We start from the raw sequence: 6,030 nt of genomic DNA on the forward strand, positions 1-6,030 counted from the left end.
CGCCAACCCGCGCCTCCCGACTTCACCAGCGCCGCCATCTCATCACTCCTGTGACAGAAGCTTCACGGAGAGTGAAGCTACTTCAGGGCGTGCTGATCGATCTGGCAAACGGGAGAAGACGCAGTTCGCAGGCAGTGAGCGTGCAGGGTGAGGAGGAGTCGGCGCCCTCAACTCAAGAACTGTTGCTTACCCCACCCGGGTGGTCGGCCCCGAAGGTGACCACCTCAATGCTGCCCGGACCCCGCACAAAGCGGCGCATGGCGTCCGCTACCAGTGCCCGGCCGACTCCCTGCCCCCTCGCCTGCTCCGAGACGACAAGCCAGCGGATGTGGTAGATCGGGGCCGTCGCCACCCCGAAGAACAGCCCGCCGAGCAGACCGGGATCCAAGGAAACAGCGACGAGCGCCATCGAACGGCGAATGTTGTTGTGCAGGTGTCGGTGGAAACCCGGGTCCTCAACCATCGGGCCAAACCAGTGCTCCACTTGAGCCGCCAGGCCAAGAAAGCCGAACGTGTCACCGCCGGTTGCCGCAGGAGAGCGCCGTACAGACGCACGGGCGGCGGCAACGGATGTATTGCAATGCTCGGTGCCGTCAGCGCCAGTACACGCTGGCTCACGTCGAAACCGATGGCTCTAACGGTTGTGGATCTACGTCGTAAAGGCCCCTGACGGTCGCGATACAGCGCCGCATCTTTCGCGTCCGCAGGCGTTGGTCACGGCCCCCGATACGGCCTCCATTCTGACCTCCCCCGGGCGCGGCGATACCACCGATGCTGTACCTCAACGGGGGTCGGCCGCCCGGCGCACGGTGCCGGCGGCGGCGACCTCGGGCTGATGGCTGCCAACTGGCGGTCAGGCAGTGGACCAGGACCGGCGCATGATCGCTTCATGGCGCCCAGGCGGTGCGGCCGACGATGTCTGGGAACGAGGGCATGCCACGGTTGATGTCGGCCGCTCGACGAACTCGCTCGTCAAGCTGGGCCAGGGGCCCGAGATCCGCACCGGTCCGGTAAGGCTCTCCGGCGATCTCATGCACCCTCCTCGGGCGAGACATTCCCGGACGTTTGCGCGGCCTGTTTCAGGGGTGTGGTGGAGCCTGCCAGGCGCTCAGCACGTGGCCTCGTGGTGCCGCCCTCATGCGCCGGTTGGCCCGCTGCCATCGGCGTGGCGGCTTGTGGGGGCCGGTATTGAACGCTCATGCGTTCGATCGCGCTGCCCCGCAAGACGACTCGTTCCCATTCGGGGGGAATCGGCTTGAGTGGTCCCTCGCCGGCCCGGGCTCCCATGGGGGGAGCCAGCACGAGCTCACGATCGGCTACCTCCAGGTCGGGAGAGAAGTGCGCGACCAGGCCGGTGTAGACAGCCCCGCTTGTCAAGCTCACCCGTACGTGAGCCTCGTGACCTTTGGGGCACTCCCGTTTGAAGACCTGGGTCCAGGTGCTGACCGGGGCGATGGTGGCCCCGCCCTGCCGCCAGGACAACACCAGGTGCACAATGATGACCATGCCCAGGGAGATGACCATCTCCGTGGCGAGCGATCCCATGATGCGGTGGAGATTGGCCATGGCATAGGGGGTGCCCTCACGTAGCCATCGCTCGGGATCAGCGAGCAGGTCGGGCAACCGTACCCGGACGGCCAGCAAGATCATGATCGCCAGGCCGGTGAAGACCAGGCTGGCCAGAACGACACGGCTGATCTCTCGGAAGGAGGACTCCGATCTCCCCGCCCGCCGCCTTTCCGACAACAGATCGAATAACAGGCCCGGCGCGATCACCAAGATGAAGACCACCACGCCCGCCCAGGTGCTCGGCGCCATGGCGGCTTAGCCGTCGTAGTCCGCGGCCGCGCCGTTGTCCAGCGATTGGACGGGCTTGGCCGGAGACCCTGCCGGAGAATCAGGCGCCGCGGAGCTGGCGGAGGCCACTACTCCTGTCGGGGCGGCGACGTTCATCGAATTCAGCCCCTTGCGTTCTTCGCTGAACCGCCCGGCCGGATCGCCTGGCGCGGTCTGGATCGCCATGTGGGGACGGGCCTCGCGCCCCGGCTTGTCGCTCATGAACCAGAGCCTAAGTGACCTGCTCTTCGCCCGCGGATAGCTAAGCGAACAAGAAGCTGATCAGGTTAGCCAGCCGTGGTAGCGCAGGCTGGGTGCTCGGCTGCCGCAGAACGCCGAGCAGTAGAGCCGGGGCCGGGTGCCGACCCTCGGGTAGGCGAGGGGTTGGGCGCAGACCCGGCAGCACCCGTCTTCGATGACCGGCGCGAGCTCGGCCAGGAGCTGCTCAACCCCGGGCAGCTGGTCGGGCAAGGGTTCGTCGTCGGCTCGGCATCCGGGATAGCTCAGCAGCTTCTCGAACGCGGCGCGCAGGTCGCTGAGCTGTCGCCGGCGGGCTCCCAGCAGCGCGAGGTAGTCCTCGATCGGCCAGCCGATCAGGGCGCCGGCGCGGGTCAGGTACACCCCGACCTGATCGATGCGGTACCGGTCTTTGTAGTCCATCAGGGTGTAGCCCAGCAGCTGCAGGATCATCGGCAGGGGGAACTGGTGGATGCGGCGGGTGCTCTTGAAGTCCACCAGCAAGCCCTCGGCGATCAGGTCGGCATCGGCCGCGACGTGGACGCTGCCGTCGAACGTCGGCCCGGGCAGGCAGGCCGCGGGGTCGGTGTCGGCGCGTAGCCGGCCTAGTGGTCCGGCCTCGGCGGCGCGCAGCTGCGCGAGCACGTCGTCGACCAGATGCCGGTGCGGGAGCGCCAGCAAGGTGGTTAGGGTGAAACCTCCGGGGTCGGCGAACGCCGCCTTGCACAGCGGGGTGAGCGGGAAGGCGACGTAGTTGCGGCAGTTCAGGGCGTACCACGCGGCCGCCAGCAGCATCCGGGCCAGGCGTTCTTCCTCTTGGTCGGCGCGCATCAGCGGTCGTGCCCGGTCGTGCAGTCCCAACTCGGGAATCGCGGCGTTCATGAGACCCTCCAACTGCACGCCCACGGCCTCGAGGGCCTCCCACGCCCGATGCGGGCCAAGGCTTCGCGCGGTGAGGTGGATGGAGCCGATGCCGATCCTGGTGGCGTCGTCAACCGCAGCAGCCGCGGTGAAGGCAAGCCGGAGCCGCTGGTCGATCGCGGTGCCGACGGTGCCGGCCTCGGTGCCCACGCGCTCGCCCGGCAGGATCAACGGCCCAGACGGCAGTCGAGCCCGGTAGGTCGCACGAAGACGCCGGACCCCCGCCGACAGCTCACGATCGAGGAACCGCCGAAGCGGTGTACGCGGCGACTCCAGACCGTAGGTGAGGCTCATATCACGCACGGTAGTAATCGGGTACGACAATATTAGATGGCGACGCTTTCCTGTAGAGGCGTCGCGCAGGGAGGCCTCGCCACCCGGGTGGCCGGGCGGAACAGTCGACCCCTACGTCGTAGGACTGGCGCGACAGGGCTCGGAAAGCCCCCACCACACTCCTGAGCGCGAACATCCCCTGACTACGAGCTGCAAAGCTGTCGAGGAACGGTGCGCTGGCCGGATCGTGCAGGAGCCGGATAGGTCGCTGGACTTTCACTTGACAAATGGGCGAGCCGACCCGGTCCGGGCGGCATGGGACTGCCGTCAGTTCCGCGCGTTGGGATGGGCATGCAGAGGCGACCTCGAGCTGCTCGGCCAGACCCTCAGCACGATGACCCCGGAGAAGCTCACCGAACTGTCGGCCGCGGCCGCGATGCTCGGGTCGGCTTGCGAGGAGCAGCTCACCCAACGCCGGACCTAAAGCGGGTCAGGTCCCAGATGTGCAACGCGAGCTGAAAGCCCTTCACCACTGGCCCGAGCTGCATGTCCGGGCCGGTGAGCCGGGTGGAGTCGTCGTCATCCAGCACGCCGGCGTCCACCAGGCCGTCGACGGCCGCTTTCGGAGGGGTACCAGTTGCCCTGGTCGCGGCGGCGCCGGTCGACGGGCCGTAGCTCGCCGATGATGTACGCCCGCTCCATGTGCGGCACTCCGGCGTCCTGAACGGCTTCCTGTCCGGCCTCCCTGATGGCCCGGGTGAGCTTCGACCGGGCCATGCGGTGGAGCCGCTGGTTGCTGTTCAGCAGTTTCATCCCGACCGGCAGCTCCACGGTCCAATCCGGTGGAGGGCGGTTGTTAATCCACACGAGCCACCCCTGCGCGCGGCTTCCGGTAGCTAGGTACAGTAAGGTTATGGCAGGTATTCAACGCGTCACTCCAGCGATGCTCGACGTGGTGGAAAGCCTCGTGCGTGCGCATCTGAACAAGAGGCCAGTGCACGGCTGGGTGATCATGAAGGAAACCAAACGCGCAGGTCCCACGGTCTACAGAGTGCTCGACCGTCTTGAAGACGAACGCTGGATCACCGGCGAATGGGAGGAACAGACACCAGACCAAACCGGTCCCCGCCGCCGCCTCTACCGACTCACCGGCGAAGGCGTACCGGCGGCCCGCGCCCTCCTCGCTCAGCGTCGCCCCGCCGCACTGACCGTACGGCCCGCGCCCGGCTTTGCCCTACTTGGCTGGCTACATGCTCGGCTGGCCGGCGGTGTCCGATGACCACCGCTCAGATTCTTCTCAGTGTCGTGCTCGGTTTCATCGTCAACGAGTGCTGCGACGCTGCCCCGTGGCTGGCGCGCAAGCTCGTCCAGTGGTCAGCACGCCTGAAGTACGGTGCTTCAGCGCGGGCTGAAGTCCGCGCCGAGGAGCTCACCGCCCTGATCGATACTCGTCCGGGCAAGCTTCTGAAGTTGATGAGCGCGGTTCTCTTCCTTGTCGGCGCAAGCACGACTTGCGCCCACCGGATCATGCTGTTTCTACAGTTGAGGGTAACCATAGCCCTACGCCCGGAAGTCAACGTAGACGATCTCGAACGTCTCGAACTCCTCGAAGGTCTCAAACGCCTCGAACCTCGTGAACTTGAACGTCGTGAACTGCAGCGCCGCATGCAGATAAACGCGGAGAGGGCAGTCGCGACGGACCTTCTGAGCCATGGGGTTGATTCCCTGCCGGAGCACGTAATTGTGATGGACCACGCCAAGTGGGACGAATTTCGCAAGACAGTTGATTGGGATGAGCTGCGCCTACAAACCGCTGAGTCAGTCTGGATCCAACTCCGCTGACGTCACATCAGAGCCCAGACCTTGTACCCCTGCTTTGTCAGCCGCTCCAGCAGTTCGACCTGCTGGTCTTCGTTCTCGCAGGTCACGACCACTCCCCACACCGCTGAGCGTTCCGTCTCGGGGGCGTCTCCCCGTTCAGGCAGCTCCTCCTCGTCGTCGTCCTGGCCCTCCTCGTCGTCCGGCGCGGCCGGGCCGAGGGACTGGTCGAGGTCGAGCGCGGCCTTGAGGTCGTCCAGCTCCTCCTCGGTGTAGCCGACCGCGACCAGCAGGCCGGGGTCGGCGCCGGCGATGTCGCCGAGGGCGTCGACGAGCATCTCATCCAGCCAGCCGCCACGTTCGGAGGTGCGGTTGTTCGCGATGAGGTACGCCTCGGCGTCGGCGTCGGAGCGTGAGGACCACTTTCGGACGATCGGCACCAGCCATGCTCCGTCGTCGCCCGGCCGGACTCCGGCCGGGGGACTGACCCCCCCTCGGCGGCCATCTGCTCCAGGACCTCCAGGCGGCCGTGGCCGAGGACCTTAACAGGCCCTCCACTCGGGTTGGGCGTCACCGGCCACATAGCAGCGAGAAGGCCAGCTCAAAGCCCTCCCGACAGGCCACTTGATCAGGATGCGAAGCCATAGCGCTGCGCAGTCACCTGGGCCTCCGATCTTCTCGCGAGGCCGATGAACAGCCGATGTGGTCCGGGCTCTCCATCGGATGATGGGAGCTGATCACTCGCAGCTACTTTGCCCCCTGGTGGCGCCGACCCGAGTGGGCCTAGCGGCTGGGGACACGTTCGGGAGCGGAGGGCCTGACCGTCGGTGCTGAGCATGGGGCCCAAAGCGACGTTGGAACACGCCCCGCGGCACACCGTCGCGAGGGGCTTTCCGGCGCCTGCCTGGTCCTATCGCGGGGGTGGTGCCGGGCGCAAGGCCAAGC

The 6,030-nt window shown here is 66.8% G+C and carries 9 protein-coding genes; 2 read left to right on the forward strand and 7 right to left on the reverse strand.

The window, feature by feature from the left end; translation table 11 throughout:
- Nucleotides 1–172 precede the first annotated feature (172 nt).
- From ABD810_RS36290 to ABD810_RS36315, 6 genes are all read right to left on the reverse strand, one after another.
- Nucleotides 173–463: a GNAT family N-acetyltransferase gene (locus ABD810_RS36290; RefSeq protein WP_344951750.1), complete on the reverse strand. Its 291-nt coding sequence runs from the start codon at nucleotides 461–463 to the stop codon at nucleotides 173–175.
- 566 nt (nucleotides 464–1,029) lie between these two features.
- Nucleotides 1,030–1,818, reverse strand: a complete 789-nt coding sequence (locus tag ABD810_RS36295) for a DUF6338 family protein (RefSeq protein ID WP_344951753.1) — start codon at nucleotides 1,816–1,818, stop codon at nucleotides 1,030–1,032.
- Between the two features lie 6 nt (nucleotides 1,819–1,824).
- Nucleotides 1,825–2,058 (reverse strand): hypothetical protein, encoded by a 234-nt coding sequence (locus ABD810_RS36300; RefSeq protein WP_344951756.1) that lies wholly within the window; start codon nucleotides 2,056–2,058, stop codon nucleotides 1,825–1,827.
- A 60-nt stretch (nucleotides 2,059–2,118) separates the two neighbouring features.
- Complete coding sequence (locus ABD810_RS36305; protein ID WP_344951761.1) at nucleotides 2,119–3,288, reverse strand: hypothetical protein; 1,170 nt, start codon at nucleotides 3,286–3,288, stop codon at nucleotides 2,119–2,121.
- A gap of 443 nt (nucleotides 3,289–3,731) precedes the next feature.
- A complete protein-coding gene (locus ABD810_RS36310) occupies nucleotides 3,732–3,857 on the reverse strand; it encodes a hypothetical protein (RefSeq protein WP_344951764.1) in 126 nt (41 codons plus the stop codon).
- Nucleotides 3,847–4,098: a hypothetical protein gene (locus ABD810_RS36315; protein ID WP_344951766.1), complete on the reverse strand. Its 252-nt coding sequence runs from the start codon at nucleotides 4,096–4,098 to the stop codon at nucleotides 3,847–3,849. The genes ABD810_RS36310 and ABD810_RS36315 overlap by 11 nt, the downstream gene beginning before the upstream one ends.
- 82 nt (nucleotides 4,099–4,180) lie before the next feature.
- Between ABD810_RS36315 and ABD810_RS36320 the strand changes: the two genes are divergently transcribed.
- Nucleotides 4,181–4,546, forward strand: coding sequence for a PadR family transcriptional regulator (locus ABD810_RS36320; protein WP_344951768.1), 366 nt, complete (start codon nucleotides 4,181–4,183; stop codon nucleotides 4,544–4,546).
- Nucleotides 4,543–5,109 carry a hypothetical protein gene (locus ABD810_RS36325; RefSeq protein WP_344951770.1) on the forward strand — a complete coding sequence of 189 codons (567 nt, stop codon included), beginning with the start codon at nucleotides 4,543–4,545 and terminating at the stop codon, nucleotides 5,107–5,109. Before ABD810_RS36320 ends, ABD810_RS36325 begins: the two co-directional genes overlap by 4 nt.
- A 2-nt stretch (nucleotides 5,110–5,111) precedes the next feature.
- On the opposite strand, the gene ABD810_RS36330 is transcribed toward ABD810_RS36325, so the two are convergent.
- The gene (locus tag ABD810_RS36330) at nucleotides 5,112–5,525 is read right to left on the reverse strand and encodes a hypothetical protein (protein WP_344951773.1); all 414 of its coding nucleotides are present in this window, start codon (nucleotides 5,523–5,525) and stop codon (nucleotides 5,112–5,114) included.
- Between the last annotated feature and the right edge of the window lie 505 nt (nucleotides 5,526–6,030).

The organism is Sphaerisporangium flaviroseum (assembly GCF_039537005.1).
In the GTDB taxonomy this organism is placed as follows: Bacteria; Actinomycetota; Actinomycetes; order Streptosporangiales; family Streptosporangiaceae; genus Sphaerisporangium; species Sphaerisporangium flaviroseum.

Excerpts from the sequence above, each read along its gene's own strand:
- ABD810_RS36290 (WP_344951750.1), bottom strand. The coding sequence starts at position 463 with ATGGTTGAGGACCCGGGTTTCCACCGACACCTGCACAACAACATTCGC.
- ABD810_RS36325 (WP_344951770.1), top strand. The coding sequence starts at position 4,543 with ATGACCACCGCTCAGATTCTTCTCAGTGTCGTGCTCGGTTTCATCGTC.
- ABD810_RS36300 (WP_344951756.1), bottom strand. The coding sequence starts at position 2,058 with ATGAGCGACAAGCCGGGGCGCGAGGCCCGTCCCCACATGGCGATCCAG.
- ABD810_RS36295 (WP_344951753.1), bottom strand. The coding sequence starts at position 1,818 with ATGGCGCCGAGCACCTGGGCGGGCGTGGTGGTCTTCATCTTGGTGATC.
- ABD810_RS36305 (WP_344951761.1), bottom strand. The coding sequence starts at position 3,288 with ATGAGCCTCACCTACGGTCTGGAGTCGCCGCGTACACCGCTTCGGCGG.
- ABD810_RS36320 (WP_344951768.1), top strand. The coding sequence starts at position 4,181 with ATGGCAGGTATTCAACGCGTCACTCCAGCGATGCTCGACGTGGTGGAA.